This window comes from Saccharomonospora iraqiensis subsp. paurometabolica YIM 90007, assembly GCF_000231035.2.
Taxonomy (GTDB): Bacteria; Actinomycetota; Actinomycetes; order Mycobacteriales; family Pseudonocardiaceae; genus Saccharomonospora; species Saccharomonospora paurometabolica.
On record NZ_KI912193.1, the window covers coordinates 760 to 2680 of the forward strand.

Sequence of the window (1921 nt, forward strand, 5' to 3'; positions counted from 1 at the left end):
CGCGCTCACCCGCGGCCGGGTCGGCGACGCCCCCAATCTCCGGGCCGGCCCCCGCTGCCGTGTGCTGTTCGATGCGGCCGCCCGACTCCCCCGCACGGTGCGGGAACGCCGGGCGATCACGCGCCTCGGCGCGGTGGACCGAGCCGCGGTCTGGGACACCTTCCACGGGCAGTAGGCTGACCACGGGCGGAAGGAGCGGCCGTGACCCAGGGGGAGACGACACAGCCACTCGTCTCGGTCATCGTGGTGAACTACCGCGGGGCCGACGACACGATCGCCTGCCTGCGCGCGGTGCACGCGCTCGGCTACCCCCGCCTGGAACTCGTGTGCGTGGACAACACCCCCGCGCCCGAATCCGAGGCCGACCGGATCCGCGCCGCCGTACCGCAGGCACGGGTCGTCGCCGCCGGGGCGAACCTCGGCTTCGCGGGCGGCGGCAACCTCGGCGCGGCCGAGGCGAACGGCACGGTCCTCGCCCTGCTGAACAACGACGCCCGACCGCACCCGGACTGGATCGACGCCGCGGTGGCGGCGTTGCGGGCCGACCCGACCGTCGCGGCGGTGGCCAGCCGGGTCCTGGACGCCGACGGCACCGGCGCCGACTTCGTCGACGGCGGGCTCACCTGGTTCGGCATGGGGTACAAGCGGCACGCGGGCAGCCGGGTCGCCGACCTGCCGGACGCCGAGCACGCCCACGCCAAGGACGTGCTGTTCGCCACCGGGTCGGCCATGTTCGTGCGCGCCGACGCCTTCGCCGCGCTCGGCGGGTTCGACGACGACTTCTTCCTGTTCTACGAGGACGTCGACCTCGGATGGCGGCTCAACCTGCGCGGGTGGCGGGTGCGCTACGTGCCCGCCTCGATCGCCTACCACCGGCACCACGGCACGGTGGACGCGGTGCAGGCGCCGGACTCCGGCCGGGAGACGTTCCTGCTGGAACGCAACGCGCTGGCCGCGCTGTACCGCAACCTCTCGGACGAGTCCCTGGCGCGGGTGCTGCCCGCCGCGCTCGCGCTGACCGTGCGGCGGGCCACCGCACGGGGCGGACTCGACCCCGCCCTCCTCGATCCCGCCGCATCCGGCCCGGACACCGGCACACCACCGGACACGGAGCCGGTCCCGGTTCCCCGGGACGCACTCGGGGGGATGCTCGCGATCGACCGGTTCGTCGACCTGCTGCCCGGACTGGCGCAGGCCCGGGAGGCCGAGCAGCGCAGCCGGGTGCGCACCGACGACGACCTGCGGCCGCTGTTCCGCGACGCGCTCGAACCGGCGTACCCGCTCCCGCGTTACCTGGCCGCGCACGACGTGCTGGTCGAGACCTTCGGCATCGAGCGGGCGTTCGGCACCCGGCGCCGGGTGCTCGTGCTCACCGGGGACGCGATCACCGAGCGGATGGCGGGCCCGGCGATCCGCGCCTTCAACATCGCCGACGTCCTCGCCCGCGAGCACGACGTGCGGCTGCTGACGCTGAACCCGGCCGTCGACCCGCCGCCCGCCCCGTTCACGGTGGGCCGGGCCCACCCCCGCGACCTCGACGCGCACCTCGCGTGGGCGGACGTCGTGGTGCTGCAGGGGCACGCGCTGGAGAAGGCGTCCGCGCTCAAGCGCGAGTACGCCCACACCGTCGTGGTGTGCGACCTGTACGACCCGATGCACCTGGAACAACTGGAGCAGGGCCGCGACCGCCCGGACGACCGCAGGGCCGACGACCTCGCCGCGGTCCGCGGTGTCCTCGACGCCCAGCTCGCCCGCGGGGACTTCTTCCTGTGCGCCTCGGAGCGGCAACGGCACCTGTGGCTGGGCCACCTCGCCGCGGCCGGCAGGCTCTCCCCCCGGCTCTACGACGCCGACCCGACCACCCGGTCGCTGCTGACGGTCGCGCCGTTCGGCCTGCCGACCGACCCGCCGCGCCGCACCG

The 1921-nt window shown here is 75.2% G+C and carries 1 pseudogene; it reads left to right on the plus strand.

The features are described 5' to 3' along the window. Positions 1–201 precede the first annotated feature (201 nt). Positions 202–1921: pseudogene (locus SACPADRAFT_RS24865) on the plus strand (glycosyltransferase family 2 protein); the annotation flags it as partial.